Source organism: Streptomyces bugieae (assembly GCF_036352915.1).
GTDB lineage: Bacteria > Actinomycetota > Actinomycetes > Streptomycetales > Streptomycetaceae > Streptomyces > Streptomyces endophytica.
The window spans coordinates 143,684-164,745 of record NZ_JAZBJP010000002.1; the positions used below are offsets into that span (position 1 = coordinate 143,684).

A 21,062-nucleotide genomic window follows, 5' to 3' on the forward strand; every position below is an offset into this window, starting at 1 on the left:
TCACTGCCCTCCCTTGCCGCGGCTCGAAGCCACCAGGGCCGGGCCGCTCGGTACCGCGTCCAACACCTTCCTCGGCACCGGCAACGGCGCCACCCTTCCGTATCCCAGGGCGTTCGCGGTCGCGTCGTCGGAGAGTGGGTACTTCCGCCCCTGATCGGTGATCAGGTAGCGGCGCGGCATCTGCTCGCCCGGCCTGGGTGCGAGCTCGGCCACCAACATCCCGCGCCCCGGCGGCACCCGTACCCCGGCGCCGGGCGAAACGGCACCGTCGCGGACGACCACGGTGGCCTCGACCTTGGTGCCCGCGGCCTTCTGCCGTACGCACAGCCGGTCGCGGTCTCCGCGCCATTCGGCGACCGACAGCAGGTCGGGGATGCGACTGAGCAGGGTGCGGTCGTGGGAGCCGCGGGCCGCGGCCACGTCGGCCGTCGTCACCTCGACCGGGGCCGGGTGCCCCGGCCGGGCCTGCAGCAGCGCCGCTTCCGTACGGGTGAGGGGGGCCAGGCCGTCGGAGCGCAGCACCAAGTTCTGGCTCGCTCCCGCCTGACCGGTCCGGAACAGCTGGCCGACCTTGGCGGGCCGACCGCCCACCCGTGGCCCGGGCTTTCCCGCCCGCGGGATGTCGGCCGGAGCCAGCGCCGTCCCCGTGGGCAGGGCGGCGAGCCAGGCCGCCGGCGCCTTCATCGGCTCGCGGTCGCCCAGCCCCAGCGCCACCAGGGCGGAGAAGTCGCCGACCGGGTACTTGGTGTCCTTCCACAGCACGTACTTCGCGCCGTCCGGGTCGGCGAGCAGGATCCGCCGGTCACCGCCGAGCGCGGTGTCGGGTCCGGGTGCGAGGTCGATCTGCTGCGCCTCCTCGTCACGCCCGCCCAGGCAGAGGTTCCACGCTCCGTGGAGGAGTTCGGAGGGCGCCGGCACGGAGTCGGGCGCGTCGGGGATGCCGATCGGGGCGCCGCGCCGTACATCCCGCAGTGCGTCGCGCGGGACGCTGTGCACCGTCGGGTTGGCGCCGGTCGCCAGCAGCGCGGAGGCGTAGTTGCGGGTGGGGCGCAGCACCCCGTCGAGGAAGAGGTAGCGGGTACCGGTCTCCTTCTCGACGATGAGGGAACCGGGCTTGCGCCAGCTCTTGTTGGCACCCGGGCTGATCAGCCCGTACACCGCGGCTCCACCGATCAGCAGCGCCGTGACCGCCAGTCCGATCATGGCTCCGAGGTCGGCGCGGCGCGTCGGCGACTCTCCGTTTCCCGGATCGCCGGTGACCACCGCCGATATCAGCCGACCGATGGAGAACCGGTACGCCTGTACGTGGTCGCGTCGACTCTGCACGTCCCGCTCCTCAACCGACCAGCGAACGGACGGCGGCGTAGACGTGCACCAGCTGCAACAGCAACGGGATCAGCGCCACCGCCGTCCAGGTCTCCAGCAGGTCTCCCGCGTGGCCCCACACGGGCAGCGGCCGTGAGCCGGGCATACGGCGCGCGGCGATCAGCAGCAGCCCCGCGGCCACCAACAGGACCAGCAGGAGAGCCGCGCCGACCACGGGCGGCGCGGACTCCACCAGGGAGAGCAGCACCAGCATCGGGCCGAGCACACCGCTGACCGCCATCGGGATGCGTTGCCACGGTCCCACCAGGACCCGGGTCCGCAGCAATACTGCGCCGCCCAGCACGGTGGCGAGCACCGGGCCGATCCACTCCGGCTCCCGGCTCAAGCGCCACAGCGCCACGGCGAAGACCGCCGCGCCCGAAACCGCCAGGGACGTCAGGCAGACATCCGCGATCCTGGTCCGCCGGGCCACCCGGGTCGCCGGCTCCGGTTCGATGCCTTCCTGCAACTCCTCCGCGGTACGCGGTAGTTGAGGCACCCGCAGCCGGGCCACCCGGACGGCGATGCGCATCCCCAGCGTGGCGGTCACGAACGCGCCGACCGCGAGCACGCCCATGGAGCGGGTGGCGTCCAGGCCCAGTACGGTGGAGATCCCGACACCCGTGAGGGCGGCCACCGAGGTCGCGAGCACGCTGCCGAACACCTCGGCCGGCGCCCGGCGCAGCGTGAGCGCCCCGGCGGCGGCCACGGCGACACAGACCCCGGCGAGGGCGATATCACCCCGGCCCGGGGCGAGCACGCCGGAGGCGCCGCGCGCGGCGGTCGCCCCGGCCAGGGCGGCGAACAGGCAGCCGACGAGGCCGGTGATCATGCCGATGGCCCGGTCGGGACGCAGCCGGGTGGCCACGAAGCACGCGGCGCCGAGGGCCACCGCGACCACCGCGGCCGCCACCGCCATCCCCCGCCCCGGTCCGACCCGCCAGACCCCGACCGCCAGCACCCCGAGAACCAGGCAGGCCAAGCCGAGCAGGAGCCGGCGCGTCAGCGCGGGCCGCCAGCGGACGGCCGGGGTGCCGACCACCTCGGCCACGCCTTCCGCCACATCGTCGAAGTGCAGCACCGCCAGGGAGTCGTCCACCGGACGCAGGTACAGCACCTCGCCGTCCCGCAGGTCGAGCGTGGCCGGGGTGCCGTCCGGGTCGAGGGGCGGTTCGCCCAGCCGTTGGAGCACCCAGTCGCCGTCGTTGCGCCCGGGGTCGCCGCACACATGGCCGCGCACCACCCCGAGCAGGTCGCCGACGGTCACCGTGGCCGGAACGGCGAGGTCCGCCCGTCGCTCGGGCCCCACGACGGTCAGCCGGCAGACGTCGGATCGGCCCGCGACGGTGGTGGTACTCGCGGTGGTCATGAAGCTCCTCGGATGCGGGAACGGGAGGGGGCGGGAGGGGCGGTACGGCCTGATGGTGCGGCGCCGGTCACCGCGGACGGACCAGCCCGGTCTGGACGAGCTTGACGCCCCGTCGGGTCACCAACTGGGCGCGTCCCGGGGGCAGGGTGCGGGGCTTGGCCTCGCCGAGGAACTTCCCCTCCTCGTTGGGGTAGGACAGCAGCAGCGCGGGGCTTCCCAGCTCCCACATCCGGCGCAGCAGCGGGTCCATCATGGCCCGCATCGCCCCGGAGGTACTGCGGGAGACCACCAGGTGCAGGCCGATGTGGACGCCCTGAGCCAGGTAGGGCACGAGCGGGGCCAGCGGGCCGCCCACCGCGCCACCGGTGGCGAGCAGGTCGTAGTCGTCGACGAGGAGGAAGAGTTCCGGCCCCTCCCACCAGTCGCGTTGGTGCAGGCGCTCCGGGGTGATCTCCGGGCCGGGCAGACGCTTCTGCATCGAGACCGCGGCGCTGCCGGCCACGTCGGCCAGCGCTTCGGTGTCCACCACGTACCCCACGCGGTACGCCTCCGGTACGTCCTTCAGGAGCTCCCTACCGGGGTCGGCGAGCAGGATGCGGGCGCGTTCCGGGCTGAAGTGCGAGGTGATGGCCCGGGCCATCAGACGCAGCGCGTTGGACTTGCCCGTCTCGCCGTCCCCGAAGACCATCAGGTGCGGGGTGTGGGAGAAGTCGTGCCACACCGGCAGCAGCCGTTGCTCGTCCCAGCCCACGCAGACTCTCGGGCCGTCCTCCGGCGCGGGGAGTCGTTCCACCCCGAGGTGGGTGGGGAGCAGCCGGACGCCCGGCACGGCGGCACCGGTCCAGAAGGCCGCGACCTCCGCGCCGGCCGCCCTGGTGGCGGTGGCCAGCTCGGCCGTCTCCGAACTGCCGTCCAGCCGGGGCAGCGCGGCCCTGAAGTGGTATCCGGAGCTGGTCAGACCACGGCCGGGCTGCTGCGGCACATCGCCGGCGGCCCGGGTACCCACCTCCGACTCCATCGGGTCGCCGAGCCGCAGTTCCAGCCGGGTTCCGATCAGGTCCCGCAGCCGGGGGCGGATCTCCGACCAGCGCACCGCGGAGATCACCACGTGCACGCCGAAGGCCAGGCCGCGGGCGGCGAGTTCGGCGATCCTCGCCTCCAGGTCCTCGAAGTCCTGCCGTAGCGTGGCCCAGCCGTCGACGACGAGGAAGACATCGCCGTACGGGGAGTCGATCTCTCCCCGGGCGCGCGCCCCCCGGTAGCCGGCCATGTTCTCCAGACTGAGGTCGGCGAACTGCCGCTCGCGTACCTCCAGCAACTGGGAGATCTCCTCCACGGTGCGCAGCACCCGGTCGCGGTCCAGCCGGCCGGCGACCGAACCGACGTGCGGCAGACCGCTGACGGACGCCAGCCCGCCGCCGAAGTCGAGACAGTAGAACTGCACCTCGGCGGGTGTGTGCGTGAGCGCGAGAGAGAGCATGAGTGAGCGCAGCAGCGTGGACTTCCCCATCTGCGGAGCCCCCGCCACGGCCACGTGACCGTCGGCCCCGGACAGGTCGGCCTCCAGCAGCTCGCGCAACTGCTCGTACGGCCGGTCCACCACGCCGAGGGGAACACGAAGGGCGCCATGCCGCGCGGACTCCCCCGCGGCCATGCCACGGGCCGGGTCGGGCACGATCCCGGGCAGCAGGTGGTCCAGGCTCGGCGACTCGTCGAGCGGGGGCAGCCAGACCTGCCGGGCCGGCGGGCCGGCGTCGACGAGCCGGTCGACCATCACTTCCAGCAGGCTCTCGCCGTCCTCGCCGCGCCCGGTGGGCCCGCTCTCCTGCTCCGCGTCGGCTCCGGGCGTCGTGGGCAACGACGGGGCGTGGTGCGTCGGTTCGGGTTCCGGAGCGGCGGCGGGCGCCGGCTCCAGCCGGAACGGCACGACCTCGCCGGCGACCCTGGCCGCCCGCGCGCTCGGTGTCGATGCCACCGGCGGCTCCGGGCACGGCCCGGAGACATAGGCGGCCTTGAACCGGACCAGATTGGTGGTGTCGATCTTCAGATAGCCGTGTCCGGGCTCCGAGGGCAGTTCGTAGGCGCTGGACGACCCGATCACGCTCCGGGACTCCATCGAGGAGAAGGTGCGCAGCGCGATCCGGTACGACAGATGTCCTTCCACCCGGTTGATCCGGCCCTCGTCCAGTCGCTGGGAGGCGAGCAGCAGGTGGATGCCGAGGCTGCGGCCCACTCGCCCGATCATCACGAACAGCTCGGCGAAGTCCGGCTTGGACGCGAGCAGTTCGGAGAACTCGTCGACCACGATCACCAGCGACGGAAGCGGCGCGAGCCGGGCACCGGCGAGGCGTGCCTTCTCGTAGTCGAACAGTGAGGAGTAGCCGCTCTCCCGCAACAGTTCCTGACGCCGGATCACCTCGCCGGTCAGCGAGTCCTGCATCCGGTCCACCAGAGGCAGTTCGTCGGACAGGTTGGTGATCACCGCCGAGGTGTGCGGCAGCCGGTCCATGTTCAGGAAGGTCGCTCCGCCCTTGAAGTCGACCAGCACCAGGTTGAGCACCTCGGAGGAGTGCGTGGCGGCCAGGCCGACGACCAGGGTCCGCAGCAACTCGCTCTTGCCCGACCCGGTGGCCCCGATCAGCAGCCCGTGCGGGCCCATCCCGCCCTGTGCCGACTCCTTGAGGTCCACCTCGACGACCTCGCCGTCCTCGGTGACCCCGATGGGAACGACGAGACGGGCCTGCTGCTCGGTGCGCGGTCGCCACAGGGAGGCGACGTCAAAGCCGCGCGCGTCACGGATACCGAGCAGGGTGGTGAGGTCGAAGTCGGTCTCCAGCGGCTTGTCGAGCAGATCAACGGTGCCGCCGGTGCGGCGCGGGGCGAGTGTCCGGGCCAGGCGCTCCGCTGCCGCCCCGGTGAGCAGGTCCGCCTCCGCGTCGGCGGTGGTCTCGCCGGTGGGGAAGGTGACCTTGCCGTTCTCCACGGTGAGCCGCAGCACCTTGGGGCCGCCGCGCAGGGAACCGGTGACGTCGAGCACCACCGCACAGCGCACCCCGCCGTCGAACAGCCGGCATCGTTCAGGAAGGTCGTCCACTCCATCGGCGACGATCACCACGAACGGTTCCGTCGTCCCGGGAACGGCCGACTGGTCGTGCTCGGGCCGGTCGGCGAACTCGGCGCCCAGCAGTTCCGTCAGCGCGTCGTGGTCCCCGGCCGTCAGCCGCAGCGGGCCCGTGGCGTCCTCCCGCTCCGGGTGGGCGTTGTGGGGCAACCACTTCACCCAGTCCCACTCCGCCCGCCCGGCGTCGTCGGTGAGCAGCGCGATCCGCAGCTCGTCGGGCGAGTGGAAGGTGGCGAGCTGCCCGACGACCGCCCGCGCCAGGCCGAGGACGCCCGCCCGGTCCCCCACCAGCTCCACGCTGGTGAACCGGCGCAGCGCCACCGTCACCGGGACACCGGGTACGGCCCTGCTGGCGCGCGCGAACCGCCGCAGCGACACGGCCGAGAGCGGCTCCAGATCCTCCACCGGCCTGGTGTGCGGCGGGGCGAACTCCAGCGCGGCCCGCCGCATACCCACTCCGGTCCGGACGTGGGCGAAGTCCTCGTGGCCCGGCCGCCGTTCCCACAGTCGGGGCCCGGCGGCGAGCGCGGCGAGCTGCCGCGGTCGCGGGTTGTCCCAGCACACCGCCGCCCGCTGCTCCTCGGCCGCCGCTCTGGCCTGCGCCCGCAGCTGTCCGAGGTACCGCAGGTAGTCCCGCCGCTCGGCCCGGATCCGACGCTTGCGCTCCCCGCCTGCCCTGCCGAGCTGACTGAAGGTCATGCTGACCATGGCGATGCCCATCACCCCCGACATCAAAAAGCTCGTGGGGGAACTGCCGCCCGTGGAGAACATCAGCACCATCGCCGTGGTCCCCAGGCCCATCGGCAGGTACAGCAGCACCGAGCCGAGGTCGGCGGTTGCGGGCTCGCCGAGCACCGGCGGTTCGGCCAGCTCCACCCGCCCGGAGGGCATCGGGGGGCCGTCGGCGCGCGGCGAGCGCTTGACGATCACGGTACTCATGCTCACATCACGCCCGTTCGGAAGGCGTACGCGACGGCGTGGGCCCGGTTGCGCAGCTGCAACCTGCTCATGGCCCCGTGGATGATGTTCTTGATGGTCCGCTCCGAGTAGTTCAGCCGCTGCGCGATGGCGGCGGTCTCCAGGCCGTCGGCAAGCAGCTTGATGACCTCCACCTCCCGGGTCACCAGGCCGGTGGTCGTCAGCCCGATCGGCGTCAGCACGTCCGACTGGACCGTCCTGGCCCAGTCGAGCAGCCAGGCCGCCCCGTGTGTGGGCAGTTCGGCGCGCCCGTCCCTGGCCCCGATGACGGCTCGCAGCAGCCGCTCGGTGCTGGCCTCGCGGCGCGGGATCAGGCTGATCAGACCGCAGTTGACGGCGCGTAGGAGATGCTGCTTGCGCACCACGTCCCCGACCAGCACCACGCGCATCCGCGGGTTGGCCGCGTCCCGGACTGCCTGCTCGATGGAGTCCAGGGTCTCCGCGGTGATCTCACCGGCGAGCACCAGCAGGACGTCGGCCTCGGCACTGCGCTCCGCGGCAAGCAGGCTGACGGTGGGGTACGGCCGCAAGAGGGCCGCGGCCCCGGCGCCGCTGATGGGGTCGGCAGCCAGGATGGTCAAAGAAACGCTCTCCAACACTTCTCCTGATGGCGCCTTGGTCTACTACGGGCCGTACGCGCGCCATTGGACGGGCATATGACGGTTCCCACGCTCCACCACTGGGCGCGGCGTCCGACCGCGAGTAGACGCTAAAGCCCTTGCCCATCGGCACACATGACGGCGCTCACCGAAAGGTTTGCGCCGAACTGGCCGAAGGAGTTGTTGAGTTCACGCTCCCTCGTCCGCACAGTCCAGGCGCGGCCGTTGCCCGGGTTTGCCGCCCGAACGCGGCTCCCGGGCCAACTGGAGACTGCCGGAAGGGGGCCACCGCCCGTCAGCACGGACAACTCGGCCTGGATGTCCGCCTCGATGGCCGTGCCGATGTCCGTGCCGTCACTGCCCGGTCGTCGTGAGCCCGTCCCGGCACGCGTCGAACAGGTGGCGATAGGTGTCCCACTGCGCTTCCGGCGCCGAGAGGCTGATGTCGTACTCCCTGCCGCCCTCGCGGCCGAAGCCCTCCTCGATGGCGCGGTACCCGCGTTTGCGCCCCTTGAAGGTGTACTCCCACACCACGGCCGGCTGCTTGCGGAAGGCGGTCTGGTCCATGCGCACCCTCCAGTAGACGGCGTAGTTGGCCTTCGTTCTCGCCTCCATGCTCGTGAAGTGCTCCATGGGGTTCGCGCCCGCGGGTTCGAACATCTTGACCGTGATGCCGACCCGGCCGGACGCGTCGCCGTACGTGACCAGCTCGCCTGACCGGTTGACGGCCTTCCAGCCGTCCGGCACGGGGAAGGAAGCGCCCAACTCATTGACCCGATGGAAACCCGCGGGCAAGGGCGGTGGCGTATACGGCTGTCCAGGGGCACTGGGCTTCTGGTGAGCGTCGGGGTCGGGCGTCCCGGTGCCGCGGTCCGACATCACGTACACCACGCCCAAGGCAGTCGTGGCGGCTGCCGCTGCGGCAACGGTGGTGGAGAGGAGAACCCGGCGCTTGCGGCCCTGGCGGCGGCGTTGCCGCGTTCCGTTGCCCATGGTGGGGGACGCGGCCGGTACCGTCGCCCCGGTCGCCCCGGTCGCCCCGGTCGAACCCCCGGTCCGAGCAGTCCTGAGTAGCCGTTCGGTCTCCTCCGCCGAGGGACGCTCGTCCGGATCCTTGGCCAGGAGTGCTTCGATGAGCGGTTGCAGGGCCCCGGCCCGTTGCATGGGCTCCAGCGGATCGACGGCGATGGCGTACGCGACCTCCATGGCGGTGGGCCGGTCAAAGGGCGGCCGGCCCTCCAGCGCCTGGTACAGCGTCGCGCCCAGCGCCCACAGGTCCGACGCGGGGCCGGGCTTCCGGCCGCGGATGCGCTCCGGTGCCATGTAGTGGATGGAGCCGACCAACTCACCGGTCTTGGTCAGGGGCGAGGCGTCGGCAGTCATCGCGATGCCGAAGTCGGTGAGCACCACCCGCCCATCGGCGCCGAGCATGACGTTGCCTGGTTTGACGTCGCGGTGCAGCACCCCGGCGGCGTGCGCGGCCCGCAGCGCGGCGACCATGCCCAGACCGATACGGGCCGCCTCCTGCGGCGGGACGGCAGGACCCTTCTTCAGGAGATCACCGAGCGTGACCGCCGGAACGTACTCCATGACGATGCAGGGCTGACCGCCGTCATCCACCACATCGTGGATCACGACCACATTGGGATGCACGATGCGGGCGGCGCTGCGCGCCTCACGACGCATGCGCTCATAGAGCGTGGCGAGTTCCCCGTCGGACAGCCGCGGCCGCTCGTGCAACCGCTTGAGCGCGACCTGACGGCCCAGGACCTCGTCCTGTACGCGCCATACCGTCCCCATGCCGCCGCGGCCGATTTCCTCGGTGAGCCGGTAGCGCCCAGCAACGAGCCGGCTCTCGTCCGTCACAGCCTGCCTCCGCCAGCTTCGGCCCGTTCCATTCGCCGCGTCACCCCAGCTGTCCGGTTCGACACCCAGGCGGGCGGATCTGCCACCACTCACCACCGAGAGCTCACCCGAGGGCTCACCGTCGCCCGCACGGCGGAGGACGTGGCGATCCCCGCCCCCAGAGACGCAGCGAGGGGGAGGTCGGTTCCTGCTGTGACAGGTGTTACGTGATGTGGGGTGCGGACACCTGTGGCTCCGCAGGTGTCCGCGGGCTCGCGTTCGCGTGGGTGATCCGCAGGTCCATGAGGTCCGGGTTGTACCTGGACAGGAGGTAGTACGGCCGGGCCGCGGCGATCAGGACGTCCCGCGAGCCGATTCCCCGGTAGTGCCCGAAGCCTTCGAAGCCCACCCGGAAGTTGCAGCTGACCACGACCAACCCGACGCGGGCCAGTGCTGTCCCGTCGAAGTCGGGCTGGGCGGAGGAGCCGAAGGTGTAGGCACCGCCGTGTATCCAGAACAACACCGGCAGCGCGCCGCCCTCCGCCCGCTCCGGCACCCACACATTGACGGTGAGGATGTCTTCGTCCCCAGGGCGCCACACCGGCGCCCCGGGCAACTCCGCCGACTGCGGGGCGATGGGACCGAAGGCCGCGCAGTGCCGGACCCCACTCCAGGCCTCAGCCGGTTGCGGCTCCCGGAACCGCCGGTCGCCGAAAGGCGCGGCCGCGTACGGGATACCGAGCACGGCGGTGTACCCCACTGGCGCGCTCAGCTCTGGTGCTGTGGACGGCGCGCTTCCCCGACGTCGAGGCGGCCCCGTAACGCCCTTGCGGGGACACGTAGTTGAGACCGCGTAACCGAAGCCAAGGCCGTCGGCGCACGACGAGAGCGAACGACGCCATTAGTCTATTTAGACTGGTACAGTTCGACTATGCCACGCCGTGCTCTTGACAACCCCACCGTGCTCGCAGTGCTGGGACTTCTGCTGGAACAGAGCTCGCACCCGCACCAGATGCTGTCCGAGCTGCGGAAACGCAGTGACAACCACGCCGCCGTGATCACACGCGGCACGCTCTACAACATCGTTGCCGCCCTGGCCGAAGCGGGATGGATCACCTCGCAAGGCCAGCAACGCTCGGGAAACCGTCCCGAGCGGACCGTGTACGCCCTCACGCAGGCAGGGCGCGACGAACTGGTACGCCGACTGGACTCACACATCCGCAATCCCCAGCGCGAGTTCTCGCAGTTCCTGGGCGCTGTCGCCTATCTCGGCGCTCTCGGGCCCGCCGGTGCGGAAGAGGCTCTCGTAGAACGGAACCGGCGCCTGCAAGAGCGCACCGCCGACGACGAAAGGCGCCTGGCAGACGCCCTGGCGGCCGACGTACCCCGCCTGTACGTCATCGAGGCGGAATACGCGCTGCGACTCGCTCGCGCGGAGATGGCCTGGATCGACTCCGTCATCGACGACATCCGCACCGGCTGCCTGACGTGGCCGGCCGCGGCAGCGACCCCTCCCCCACCCTCTGACCCCACGGACCGAAAGGAACCCCACGCGTGACCCAGAGAACGCCTGACGGCATACTCTTCGGGATCTACCCGGGCGGAATCTCCGGCGATGACGCCGGGGGCCTGGCCAGCGGACCGCCCGATGATCCGGCCCGTGTGACGAGCGCACTCGACCGCCTCCAGGGTCCCCCGGACCGCCCGTTCCTCGTGCGCGCCTACGTGGGCTTCAACGACGCCACCCGACTCGGCACGGCGCACGCGACCGCGACACCAACTGCCGCAGCCCGGTACGCCGTTCGAGGGCGCCTCCTGGACCTGGTGGCGCAGTATCAGTCCGCCGCCGCAGACGTCGACGGCTACTGCGATTTCCTGGCCGAGTTGGTCGAGCAGTACGGCGCGGTCACGAGCACGCTGCAGGTGACGGAAGAACCCAACGTCACAACGAACCCCGTCCTCGACGGGTATTACCCGGCGGTCCACGAGGCGATCATCCGCGGGGTGTCCGCCGCCAAGGCACGGGCCCGCGAACTGGGCCATACGCATCTGCGGATCGGGTTCAACACCACCCCGCTGTTCGGGCCGGCAGCCTCTTTCATCGCCGACCTGACCGGCCGCGGCGGGGAACGCTTCATCGCCGACCTGGACTACGTGGGCCTGGACTTCTTCCCCGACGTCTTCCAGCCCGTTGCCCCCTCCGACCTCGCGCCTGCCGTCGAGGGCCTGCTACGCCATCACCGTGACTCCGTCCTGACACCCGCCGGCCTGGGACATCTTCCGCTGCACATCACCGAGCACGGATGGCCCACCGGCCCGGACCGGCCTGCGCACCGTCAGGCCGACGTCGTGGAGACCGTCGTCCGCATCATCGCCGCGCAGGCGAAGCGACTGAACCTGAGCGGCTACACGCACTTCTCGCTGCGTGACGCCGACAGCGCGCATCCCGGCCTGTTCCACCAGTTCGGACTGACCACCGACGACTACACCCCCAAGCCCGCGTTCGAGACGATGAGAACGCTCATCGAGCAGTTCAGCGCCTGAGAAGGAACTACGGCCCGGTGGGCGGCTGCCCGCCGCCCACCCCTCCTCCCGCAGAGCCGGTTTTCGGCGCCGGTGAAGCGATCCGCGCGCATGGCAGCCGCATACCTCCGTGCCTCAGCCCACCCATGCACCGGTGAGGCCGAGGACCGCGGAACCGTCGAGGTCGGCGAGCTTGGTGCCGGTGAAACCGCGCGCCCAGTCGGATGTCTGGATGCGGAACGCGGGCCGGTCGGCCTCCAGGGCTTCCATCACGGCCTCGGCGGCCTCGGCCGGGGTCTGCGCGTTGCCGCTGAGGAACTGGGCGACGGTGCGGTCCAGGTAGGCCTGCAGGGTGTCCGCGTAGGGACCGGCGGCGGCCACCTCGGCCTCCAGGTCGACCCCGAGGTTGTTCACGAACTCGGTCGCCACGGCGCCGGGCTCGACGACGGACACCTGCACTCCGAGCCGGGCCGCCACGGGCGCCAGGCTCTCCATGAAGCCCTCCACCGCGAACTTGGCCGCACAGTAGGCCTCGTTGAAGGGCTGACCGACCACTCCCCCGACGCTGGTGACGGTGATCAGGCGGCCCCCGGCGGCACGCAGGTGGGGCAGGGCCGCCTTGGAGACGTGGAGCACGCCGAAGAAGTTGACCTCCATCACCTTGCGCACGTCGGCGACGCTCTCGTTCTCCAGGGTGCCGAGGTGGCCGGCGCCGGCATTGTTGATCACGGCGTCGAGCCTGCCGTAGTCGGCGATCACGCCGTCGATCGCCGCGGCGACGGAGGCCTCGTCGACGACGTCGAGCCGCCGGACGTCGAGCTCCACCCCGGCCTCCGCGGCGGCCGCGCGCAGTGCGCCGGCACGGGCCGGGTCACGCAGCGTCGCCACGACGCGCCATCCGGCCCGGCCGGCGGCGACGGCGGCCGCGAGGCCGATGCCGGAGGAGGTACCGGTGATCAGGACGACCTTGGGGGTCGGGGAAGCCTGGGCAGCAATTCGGGAAGACATGGCAAACCTTTCGGCTCCGGAGGCCGGAGCAATTTACGTGCGTGTACACACACCATAACCATTATGTGTGCACACACGCAAACCAGTAGGCTGGGCGCATGGCGAAGAAGAAGCTCACCCAGGCCGAGATGCCCGTGGCCGACCACGCCTTCTACGGCCTGGTCTGGGCCGGAACCGTGCTGACCGAGCGCGTCGACCGCGCCCTCACCAAGGCGCACGACCTTCCGGTCTCATGGTTCGAGGTGATGCTCTGGCTCGCCTCCAGCCCGGATCCGGTCCCCGCCTCCGTCCTCGGCAACAGCACCATGCTCAGTCGCAGCCAGGTGTCCCGGGTCGTCGACGCCCTGCAGGGCCGCGGACTGGTCACCCGGACCCCCTCCCCACGCGACGCCCGCTCGATCGAGGTGGCGCTCACCCCGGAAGGCCACCAACTCTTCGAGGAGGCCGACGCCACCCGCCGCGCCTGTCTGGCCCCCGTGTTCACCGACCTCCTCGACGACACCGATCTCGCCGCCCTCAGCACCGTGTGGCACAAGCTCAAGGCCAACAAAGACGCGCAATGAGAACACCGGCGACGAGGGCATGCCGGAGCGAGTGCGCGGAGCGATCGGACGCCGCCACCACCCTTGACCTGCACCTGCTCGACATTCCCCGGCCGTTGCCGCCACTGACCATCGGCATGGCCTGGCACCCCCGCCACGCCCCCGACGGAGCCCACGACTGGCTCCGCAACGCCATCCGCCGGACCGTCCGTGCACCCGGGGGTACGAAAAGGGGGAGACCGGCTGCCGGTCTCCCCTCTTCGGTGGCTGCGGTCAGCGCAGGCGCAGTGCCTCGCGGATGGTGGTGAACAGGTCGGTCTGGTTGGTGACACCGAGGACGCGGTAGGCCTGCGGGCCCTGGGCGGCGATGCGGACCTGCGTGCCGGTGTGCTCCTGGGACTGGCCCGGGGTGTTCGTCGAGTAGTTGACCTTCAGCTGCTGGCCCTCGTTGGTGAGCAGGGTCGACGACAGGCCGGGCGGGTTGGCCTCCAGCGGCACGATCTGGCTGGTGTGACCGTGGTCGGCGGTGGTCACGACGAGAGTGTCGGGGTGCGTGGCCGCGTAGGCGCGGGCCGCCTTCACCGCGCGGTCGAACGCAGCGGTCTCGCCGATCTGGCCGCACGGGTCGGCGGCGTGGTCCTGCTTGTCGATCGAGGCGCCCTCGATCTGCAAGAAGAAGCCCTGCTTGGAGTGCTTCTGCTGCTGCTTGGCCTCCAGGAGCTGGATGGCCTTGACCGCGGAGTCGGCAAGGCTCGGAGTGGCGGCCGGGCGGTTGGGATTGGAGTTCACACACCGCTGCGGGGCCGTACCGCCCACCGCTGCGGGCTTGCCGGTCCACTCGGTGGGAACGTTGCCGGCGGCGAACAGGCCCAGCACCGGCTTGCCCGCCTTCACCTTCTTCAGGCCGGCGTTGTCGGTGACGACCTGGTAGCCGAGCTTCTCGGCCTGCTCGGTGACGGTGAGGCCCTTGTAGGCACCGTCGGTGACCTTCTGGTCGAAGCGCTGCTTGCCGCCGCCGAGGAGCACATCGGCCTTGTGGTTGACCGACTGCTCGGCGATCGAGCCCGGGCCGCCCCGGGCGATCGTGTCGGCCTGGCACTTGGCCATATCGGCCGGCCCCTGGCAGGAGCGGTCGGTGACGTGCGCGGCGAGCACGGCCGGGGTGGCGTCGGTGAGTTCGGCAGTGGTGACGCTGCCGGTGGCGTAGCCGTTCTTCTGGGCCAGTTCCAACAGGGTGGGGACGGCCTTGTCGGTGCCGGGTGTCTTGGAGATGCGGCCGTTGACCGTCTTCACGCCGGTCGCCCAGCCGGTGCCACTGGCGGCGGAATCGGTGACGTAGTCCGGGGTGCCGTCCTCGTGCACGGCGTACGTGGTGTAGGCGCCGGTCAGCGGGAACTTGTCCATGTTCAGGCGGCCGTTGGCGCCCACCGTGTAGTCGCGGGCGAGGGTGATTTCGGAGTCGCCCATGCCGTCACCGATCAGCAGGATGACGTTCTTCGCCTTCCCGCCCTTGATGGCCCTTTCGGCCTGCTCCTTGGAATCGGAGGCACCGGCCGTGGTGGTCACGACCACGGCGGTGGCGCCGGCGGCGGCCAGGGCGGTGGCTATGGTGAGGTGACGGCGACTGGGTCTGCGCATGAAAACGACTCCTTGAGGCGTCCGACAAGCGGATGCGGTGTCAACGGGCCGGGCCAGACCACCAGTCGAGGGTGAATCGAAGGTGACGTTCCGCGGCTGGTGCGGTTGCCGGAGCATGACGGAGCCGGAGGCCGCAGACCGCAAAGGGGTGGGTCAGCAGACCGTGTGACCGTGCCCCAGGTTCCTGGCCCACTCCTGCAATGCGGGCTCGGCCAGGCTGGTGCCCAGCCAGTCGTGGTCGAGGGCGGTTCCTGGAAGGGACGGTACGACCCCGACGTGGAGCCCCGCGGCCCGGGCCGCGGCGATGCCGGTGGCCGAGTCCTCGAAGGCGACGGAACACCTCGGGGACACCCCGAGTGCCTGGCACGCCGTGAGGTAGAGCTCGGGTGCGGGCTTGGGGGAACGTACCTCGTCGGCAGCGAACGAGTGGGCGAAGTGGTCGGCGAGGCCGGCCGACCGCAGTGCCGCGTCCAGCAGTTCCCGGGGGCTGTTGCTGGCCACGGCAATGGGGACCGCCGCCCGGCAGGCGCGTACCAGTTCTGCCGCCCCCGGGAGGGCCTCGGCACCACCGGAAAGCTCCTTGCGGACTCGTTCGAGGAGGTCGGCGGCGAGTTCGGCGCCGGCCCCGGGGTGCCCGAAGTAGTGGGCCATGGCCTCTCCGGCGGCCTCTACGGTGCGGCCGATGACCAGGGCCTTCTGCTCGGGACCGAAGGGATGACCGTGCGCCGCGAAGATGGCCGTTTCCGCAACGGTCCAGCAGGCTTCGGTGTCGACCAGCAAGCCGTCGCAGTCAAAGACCACGGCCTCGACACTGTTGGGGAGCGAGCACATGCGGGGGTCCTTTCACTCGGGTGATACGCGGGTTGCCGCTCCGCGGCCGTCGGTGCCTTGCCGTTACATCGCCCTGCGCCTCACTGCCCGAGCGCGAGCCGGATGCCGAAGGCGGCGATCACCGTACCGGTGAGACGGTCGAGGGAGCGGCGGACCGAAGGCCGTTGCAGGCGGTCGCGGAGCACGTGCGCGAGGGCGATCAGCGCGCAGGCCCACCCAACGGCCAGGACGATGTGGATCCCGGCCAGCAGCACGCCTGCAGCGAGGTACGAGGCGCCGGCGGGGATGAACTGCGGGAGCACCGCAACGTAGAAGGCGCCCATCTTCGGGTTGAGGAGATTGGTCAGCATCCCTTGCCGCCAGCCACCGAGCAGGGTGTCGCCGGCGCCGGTCCTGGCCCTGGGCCCACCCCCGGTCCCGCCCTCGCTCCCGCTCTCCGCTGTCTGTGGACTCTCCCTCGCCGAGCGGCGCCAGGTGGCCCACAGCATCTTGGCGCCCATCCACACCAGGTACGCGGCTCCCATCCAACGAAGAGTGGTGTACGCGAGGTGAGACGCCGTCAGCAGCGCGGTCACACCGAGCGAGGTGAGCACGCCCCAGACCAACGTGCCGCTTTGGATGCCGAGGACCACGCCCCAGGCACGACGACGGTGCCCGAATGCCGCGGTGCGCAGGATGAGTGCGGTGTCCAGTCCAGGAGTGAGGGTCAGAACTCCCACTATCACGGCGAAAGTCCCCATTGCTTCCAGGGTGATCATGAGCGATCACCCTAGGCCGGGAACCACGCAACGTCCATATTTCTGCCCGATATCGGGCAGGAATCGCAGAATTCGACTTCGGCTCGGCCCACCAGGAGTAGACGACGCGAGCGAGGGCGAGCGTGCCGTGATCACCGCGGCAACGGCGCCCCAGTGCGAGTATGGACGAAATGCAGCTAAGGCCGCATGCAACGCATATCGGGCAATTCCACGGAAAGAAGGTTGGGCCATGAAGTGCGCAGTCGTCGGCGGAACCGGGCTGATCGGGTCACGGGTGGTGGAGAACCTCAACGCGGCCGGGCATCAGGCCGTACCGCACGCCCTGACCACAGGCGTGGACATCATCACTGGTCAGGGGCTGGATGCGGCCGTGGAGGGCGCCGACGTCGTCATCAACCTGACGAATTCCCCGACCTTCGACGACGCCTCGCTCGCCTTCTTCCAGACATCGATGGACAACCTTCTCGCCGCGAGCGAGAAGGGCCGGGTCAGACACTTCGTCATCCTCTCGATCGTCGGCGTGGACCAAGTCCCCGATCTGGACTACTACCGGGCGAAGACGCTTCAGGAAAACATCCTCAAGGCCGGACCGATCCCGTACTCCATCGTCCGCGCCACGCAGTTCATGGAGTTCATGGACGCGACCCTGGCCATGACCACCGATGGCGACACCGTCCGCCTCCCACGCACACCCGTCCAGCCGATCGCCGCTGCGGACGTGTCCGCCATCGTCGCCGAAGTCGCCGCAGGCAGCCCGCTGAACGGCGTGCTCAACATCGCAGGTCCCGATGTCTACCCCCTCGACGAACTCGGCCGACTCACCCTGACCGCCAAGGGCGACGGGCGCTCCGTCGTCACCGACAACAGCGCCGGCATGTTCGCCGCCGCCCACGGCGACGTCCTCACCGCCCCGAACGACGCCCGCATCGCCCCCACCCACTACACCGATTGGCTGTCCTGAAAGGGCCCTTCCCGTTCCGCCCTCGTTCCGCCGGGCGCCTACACGTCCTACGCCGGGCCGGTGTACATCCCCACGCGCTGCGCATGCGTCACCTGGCGTGGGCAGATCGCGGACCAGTACGTGACCGAGGCCGGCCTCTGCGGCTGAACAGCCTGTGACTGAGCGGCCTCGGCAGCCTCAGCCTTGGCCGCCCCGGGCGAACCCCTCGAGCCGTTGCCTCACCCGCTGGGACACCTCGTCGTCGTTCATCTCGACTGCGGCGACCTGGCGTTGGAGTTGTTCCTGTTCCCATTCATCCGTCGCCGCTTCACCCGCCCACCAGAACCGGAGGACAGTCTCTGCCAGCAGGACGAGGGTGGCGAGGGCCGTAGCCGCCAACGTGCCCTCGGCCAGCCATGAGGCTTGGCCATGTCCTTCCGTTGCCGACCACCAGAGTGTCGCCATCACGGAGACCACGAGCCAGAACGACATGATGACCCACATCAGGCCCACGGTTGCCGGCCTCTCGAACCGCCGCCGCAGGTCTCCGGTGGCCTTTCGGGCCAAACCATGGGCCCGTTGCAGTTCGGCGTCCGTCGGCTCTTCACCCGCACGAAGCCGATCGGCGATCACTCTCATCGCTGCCGCATGGCGCTGATTCACCGCTCTGATGCGTTCTCTGATGGTGTTGATGGTGCCGTGGGACTGCACCGCACCCACCACCAGCAGCCCCGCGTCGACGGACATGACGATCGCGGCATAGTTGTCGGTCATGACAAAGCGCATGAGCTCCCCCCGGTACAAGGGAGCCTACAGAAGCGCCTGCCGCCCGGGGCAGCCAACAGGAGTGCTCCTGTCGGCTTGAGCATCGGCGAACTGGCGCGCGCCGGCGGGGTGAGCTCCCGCAACGTCACCGGCCTGGTCGACACCCTGGAGCGCGACCATTCGTTCAGCGGGTCCAGGACCGGCACGACCGCCGGTCGGTCCGAGTGCGGATCACACCGGCCGGACGCGACTGGATGGAGTCCTTCCGCCAGCCGACACAACGCGCCATGTCTGCGGTCTTCCGGGGATTCACCCCGGCCGAACTGGCCCAATTCCGGCATATGTGCCTGCGCCTGGTCGAGAACCAGCAACGGATCGAGCACTACCTCCGCACGGGGCGGCCCGACCAGCCGGCCTCTGCTTGAACCGGCCGATCGATCCCTTTCCCGCACCGACGGCTCCCGAGGACGCCATGACCGCCGATTCCGCGACCACCGATTCACCGGCCACCGATTCACCGGCCACCGATTCACCGACCCGGCGTACCGTCAGGGCCTATCACGACGCCCGGTTCCGCGGAGACGTCGCGGCCGCCGCCGCTCACAATGGCAGGCCGTTATGGCCGCAATCGCCCCGGATCGCGATCAGGCCGCGCCCCATATGTGACGACAGGTGGCTCAGTACGGCTGGTCCAGGATCTCGGGATCACCACCCGAGCCGCACCGACGAGGGCAACCAGTCATCGACGTCGTCGATCGCGGCCAGGTCGGTCCAGTGGCGGGCAAGGACTACGCGGCGACCTTGCGCAGGCCGTGCCGCCGCGCTCCCTCTCGCCCGCAATTGTGCGCAAAGTGTGTAGAGCGGCCAGTCTGGGCGAGCTGCCGCAGTGACCCCTCCGAGCTGCGATTGTGAGGGAATCGGAGTCATTAGTTTTACCAATGTTTACCCGTAGGACACCATAGTTAGGCCTACTGAGGCCCAACTTGTTCAGACAAGGTCGTCGGACAGGTGCCACCCCCCACGTGCATCCCCTGTGTGGCCCCGCATGTATCCCCTCAATGCTCTGTGCGTACCCCTCTGGAGAGACCGTGACCGTGTCCCTGTCAAGGACTGCCGTTTTCACCGGCGTCCTCGCCCTCGCCGCCGTACCCGCCCTCACCTCCTGTAGCTCGGCTTCCGACGAGTCGACCGGGGGCGGAAAAAGCGCGGCCACCGCGACCACGGCCCAGGCTTTCGGCGGCATCGGCGCCCTGGCCGACGCGGCCAAGAAGGAGGGCACGCTGCATGCGATCGCACTGCCCCGCGACTGGGCCAACTACGGCGCCCTGATCGACGGCTTCAAGAAGAAGTACGGCATCAAGGTCGAGGTGGAGAACCCGACCGGCGCCAGCCAGGACGAGATCAGCGCGGTCACCTCGCGCAAGGGCAAGGACAATGCGCCCGACGTCCTCGACCTCGGCAGCTCCTTCGCACAGAGCGCCGCCCAGGAGGGGCTGCTCGCGCCGTACATGGTCACCGGTTTCGCCGACATTCCCGACGTCCAGCGGGACTCGATCGGCCGCTGGGCGAACGACTACGGCGGCTACATCTCCTTCGGCTGCGACGCCAAGCGTGTGCAGACCTGCCCGACCAGCTTCAAGGACCTCCTCAAACCGCAGTACAAGGGGCAGATCGCCCTTAACGGCGACCCCACCAAGTCCGGTTCGGCCTTCGGCGCCGTGTACGCGGCCGCTCTGGCCAACGGCGGCTCCTTCGACGACATCCAGCCCGGTATGGACTTCTTCGCCAAGCTGAAGAAGAGCGGCAACTACCTGCCCATCGCGTCCACCCCGGCCACCATCGAGAGGGGCCGGACGCCGATCAGCATCGACTGGGACTACCTCAACGCCGGGTACACCGACGAATTCAAGTCCAAGGGCCTTGACTGGACGGTCGCGGTTCCCTCGGACGGCAAGTTCTCCCAGTACTACTCGCAGGCCATCAACAAGGATGCGCCGCACCCCGCGGCCGCGCGCCTGTGGATGGAGTACCTCTACAGCACCGAGGGTCAGAACCTCAGACTCAAGGGATACGCCCGCCCGGCTCTGATGAACGCCATGAAGAAGGCCGGCACGCTCGACAAGGCCGCGGCGGCGAAGCTCCCGAAGGTCTCCGGCACCCCGAGCTTCCCGACCGAGACCCAGCAGAGCGACGCCAAGGTCGTCATCAGCCAGAGCTGGGGCTCGGCCGCCACCAACTGACCGCGACCCGCACCCGGACCGACGTGGTGCCCGCCGCTTCCTCCCAGCGGCGGCACCGCGCGGCCGGCTGACCGGCCTCATCGCCGACGACCCAAAGGTGGTACCTGCCGGTCTCCGCATGACTCTCGACCGCCAGCCGGACCCCTCCGGTCACCGTCCGCCCGCTCGCGCACAGGGCGCCCCCTTGCGGCCACGTCCGCACCGGTCCGGCGCCGGACCGCGGAAGACGAACGGGTGCCGCCCGCAAACCCCCGAGCACCCAAACCCCCTCCGTTTGCGCCGAGTTCGGGCCGCGTACGGCATCACGGATTGCTGCGCGGAGAAAAATATCTGCGGCGGATGGCAGCCGAAACCGCAGAATATCCGCTTCCGGAGAGCTTCCCGACCGCCGCGCAAGGACGATCAACGCCGTTGAATCCCGTACCTCGGTACGGGTGTTGTTCCACTCTGGCCCGATCACGCGGGCCGACTTGATGCCCTGATCGTCCCTGTCAGCATGGGTCGGCGCGTACCGACGATCGGCACGCCGGCTCCCGCCCT

At 70.2% G+C, this 21,062-nt stretch carries 16 protein-coding genes and 1 pseudogene; 6 read left to right on the top strand and 11 right to left on the bottom strand.

Annotated elements, in window-relative coordinates; translation table 11 throughout:
• The 6 genes and pseudogenes from eccB to V2J85_RS05850 form a co-directional block, all read right to left on the bottom strand.
• Positions 1-1,326, bottom strand: coding sequence for a type VII secretion protein EccB (gene eccB / locus V2J85_RS05825; RefSeq protein WP_330820817.1), 1,326 nt, complete (start codon positions 1,324-1,326; stop codon positions 1-3).
• A 10-nt stretch (positions 1,327-1,336) separates the two neighbouring features.
• Complete coding sequence (gene eccD, locus V2J85_RS05830; RefSeq protein WP_330820818.1) at positions 1,337-2,734, bottom strand: type VII secretion integral membrane protein EccD; 1,398 nt, start codon at positions 2,732-2,734, stop codon at positions 1,337-1,339.
• Between the two features lie 67 nt (positions 2,735-2,801).
• Entirely contained in the window at positions 2,802-6,794 is a 3,993-nt protein-coding gene (gene eccCa / locus V2J85_RS05835) for a type VII secretion protein EccCa (protein ID WP_330820819.1), read from the bottom strand.
• Positions 6,795-6,796: 2 nt separating this feature from the next.
• The gene (locus V2J85_RS05840; protein WP_261957953.1) at positions 6,797-7,414 is read right to left on the bottom strand and encodes a response regulator transcription factor; all 618 of its coding nucleotides are present in this window, start codon (positions 7,412-7,414) and stop codon (positions 6,797-6,799) included.
• Positions 7,415-7,786: 372 nt separating this feature from the next.
• Complete coding sequence (locus tag V2J85_RS05845) at positions 7,787-9,298, bottom strand: serine/threonine-protein kinase (RefSeq protein WP_330820820.1); 1,512 nt, start codon at positions 9,296-9,298, stop codon at positions 7,787-7,789.
• A gap of 364 nt (positions 9,299-9,662) precedes the next feature.
• A pseudogene (locus tag V2J85_RS05850) lies at positions 9,663-10,049 on the bottom strand (carboxylesterase family protein); the annotation flags it as partial.
• 159 nt (positions 10,050-10,208) lie between these two features.
• On the opposite strand from V2J85_RS05850, the gene V2J85_RS05855 reads away from it, so the two are divergent.
• Together V2J85_RS05855 and V2J85_RS05860 are read left to right on the top strand one after the other, a co-directional pair.
• Positions 10,209-10,835, top strand: a complete 627-nt coding sequence (locus V2J85_RS05855; protein WP_261957951.1) for a PadR family transcriptional regulator — start codon at positions 10,209-10,211, stop codon at positions 10,833-10,835.
• Positions 10,832-11,821, top strand: coding sequence for a hypothetical protein (locus V2J85_RS05860; RefSeq protein WP_330820821.1), 990 nt, complete (start codon positions 10,832-10,834; stop codon positions 11,819-11,821). The genes V2J85_RS05855 and V2J85_RS05860 overlap by 4 nt, the downstream gene beginning before the upstream one ends.
• A 114-nt stretch (positions 11,822-11,935) precedes the next feature.
• Here the strand turns inward: V2J85_RS05860 and V2J85_RS05865 are convergent, their stop codons facing one another.
• Positions 11,936-12,808 (bottom strand): SDR family NAD(P)-dependent oxidoreductase, encoded by an 873-nt coding sequence (locus tag V2J85_RS05865; RefSeq protein WP_330820822.1) that lies wholly within the window; start codon positions 12,806-12,808, stop codon positions 11,936-11,938.
• A 98-nt stretch (positions 12,809-12,906) separates the two neighbouring features.
• On the opposite strand from V2J85_RS05865, the gene V2J85_RS05870 reads away from it, so the two are divergent.
• On the top strand, positions 12,907-13,371 hold the full coding sequence (locus tag V2J85_RS05870; RefSeq protein ID WP_261957948.1) for a MarR family winged helix-turn-helix transcriptional regulator: 465 nt from the start codon (positions 12,907-12,909) through the stop codon (positions 13,369-13,371).
• A 252-nt stretch (positions 13,372-13,623) separates the two neighbouring features.
• On the opposite strand, the gene V2J85_RS05880 is transcribed toward V2J85_RS05870, so the two are convergent.
• The 3 genes from V2J85_RS05880 to V2J85_RS05890 all read right to left on the bottom strand — a co-directional run bounded on the left by V2J85_RS05880 (position 13,624) and on the right by V2J85_RS05890 (position 16,577).
• Entirely contained in the window at positions 13,624-14,988 is a 1,365-nt protein-coding gene (locus V2J85_RS05880; protein ID WP_261957947.1) for an alkaline phosphatase, read from the bottom strand.
• Positions 14,989-15,141: 153 nt separating this feature from the next.
• Positions 15,142-15,819: an HAD family hydrolase gene (locus V2J85_RS05885; protein WP_261957946.1), complete on the bottom strand. Its 678-nt coding sequence runs from the start codon at positions 15,817-15,819 to the stop codon at positions 15,142-15,144.
• 80 nt (positions 15,820-15,899) lie between these two features.
• A complete protein-coding gene (locus V2J85_RS05890) occupies positions 15,900-16,577 on the bottom strand; it encodes a LysE family translocator (RefSeq protein WP_261957945.1) in 678 nt (225 codons plus the stop codon).
• Between the two features lie 229 nt (positions 16,578-16,806).
• Here V2J85_RS05890 and V2J85_RS05895 point away from each other — a divergent pair, with 229 nt between their 5' ends.
• Positions 16,807-17,538 (top strand): SDR family oxidoreductase, encoded by a 732-nt coding sequence (locus tag V2J85_RS05895; RefSeq protein ID WP_261957944.1) that lies wholly within the window; start codon positions 16,807-16,809, stop codon positions 17,536-17,538.
• A 177-nt stretch (positions 17,539-17,715) separates the two neighbouring features.
• Here the strand turns inward: V2J85_RS05895 and V2J85_RS05900 are convergent, their stop codons facing one another.
• Positions 17,716-18,291 (bottom strand): hypothetical protein, encoded by a 576-nt coding sequence (locus V2J85_RS05900; protein ID WP_330820823.1) that lies wholly within the window; start codon positions 18,289-18,291, stop codon positions 17,716-17,718.
• Between the two features lie 278 nt (positions 18,292-18,569).
• On the opposite strand from V2J85_RS05900, the gene V2J85_RS05905 reads away from it, so the two are divergent.
• Entirely contained in the window at positions 18,570-18,707 is a 138-nt protein-coding gene (locus tag V2J85_RS05905; protein ID WP_261957942.1) for a hypothetical protein, read from the top strand.
• Positions 18,708-19,370: 663 nt separating this feature from the next.
• Positions 19,371-20,522, top strand: a complete 1,152-nt coding sequence (locus V2J85_RS05910) for an ABC transporter substrate-binding protein (RefSeq protein ID WP_261957941.1) — start codon at positions 19,371-19,373, stop codon at positions 20,520-20,522.
• Positions 20,523-21,062 lie beyond the last annotated feature (540 nt).

Excerpts from the sequence above, each read along its gene's own strand:
- eccD (WP_330820818.1), bottom strand. The coding sequence starts at position 2,734 with ATGACCACCGCGAGTACCACCACCGTCGCGGGCCGATCCGACGTCTGC.
- eccCa (WP_330820819.1), bottom strand. The coding sequence starts at position 6,794 with ATGAGTACCGTGATCGTCAAGCGCTCGCCGCGCGCCGACGGCCCCCCG.
- V2J85_RS05855 (WP_261957951.1), top strand. The coding sequence starts at position 10,209 with ATGCCACGCCGTGCTCTTGACAACCCCACCGTGCTCGCAGTGCTGGGA.
- V2J85_RS05865 (WP_330820822.1), bottom strand. The coding sequence starts at position 12,808 with ATGTCTTCCCGAATTGCTGCCCAGGCTTCCCCGACCCCCAAGGTCGTC.
- V2J85_RS05870 (WP_261957948.1), top strand. The coding sequence starts at position 12,907 with ATGGCGAAGAAGAAGCTCACCCAGGCCGAGATGCCCGTGGCCGACCAC.
- V2J85_RS05880 (WP_261957947.1), bottom strand. The coding sequence starts at position 14,988 with ATGCGCAGACCCAGTCGCCGTCACCTCACCATAGCCACCGCCCTGGCC.
- V2J85_RS05885 (WP_261957946.1), bottom strand. The coding sequence starts at position 15,819 with ATGTGCTCGCTCCCCAACAGTGTCGAGGCCGTGGTCTTTGACTGCGAC.
- V2J85_RS05890 (WP_261957945.1), bottom strand. The coding sequence starts at position 16,577 with ATGATCACCCTGGAAGCAATGGGGACTTTCGCCGTGATAGTGGGAGTT.
- V2J85_RS05895 (WP_261957944.1), top strand. The coding sequence starts at position 16,807 with ATGAAGTGCGCAGTCGTCGGCGGAACCGGGCTGATCGGGTCACGGGTG.
- V2J85_RS05900 (WP_330820823.1), bottom strand. The coding sequence starts at position 18,291 with ATGACCGACAACTATGCCGCGATCGTCATGTCCGTCGACGCGGGGCTG.
- V2J85_RS05905 (WP_261957942.1), top strand. The coding sequence starts at position 18,570 with ATGTCTGCGGTCTTCCGGGGATTCACCCCGGCCGAACTGGCCCAATTC.